This window comes from Janthinobacterium lividum (assembly GCF_011601275.1).
Lineage (GTDB): Bacteria > Pseudomonadota > Gammaproteobacteria > Burkholderiales > Burkholderiaceae_D > Janthinobacterium > Janthinobacterium lividum_E.
In genome coordinates, this window is sequence record NZ_JAAOLY010000082.1 from 1 (window position 1) to 268 (window position 268).

General features: G+C 59.7%; 1 protein-coding gene. It reads left to right on the forward strand.

Features of this window, described 5'->3' with window-relative positions; translation table 11 throughout:
* Nucleotides 1–268: YDG domain-containing protein (locus GYK42_RS29795; RefSeq protein WP_166450296.1), on the forward strand; the 268-nt coding region annotated here is incomplete at both ends.

Sequence of the window (268 nt, forward strand, 5' to 3'; positions counted from 1 at the left end):
CGGGTATTGGAAAAACCGTCACGGTGACGAACGTGGCGTTGAGCGGCGGCGATGCGGACAACTATGTGCTGAACGCCAATGCGGGCAGCACTACGGCCGATATCGCGGCGCGTACCTTGAACGTGAGCTTTAACGGCGTCGACAAGACGTATGACGGCACGACAGGCGCGCAAGTGAACTTTGGCGATGACCGCATTCAGGGCGATGCCTTGACGGTGGCGGGCAGCGCCGCCTTTGGCAACAAGAACGCGGGTATTGGAAAAACCGT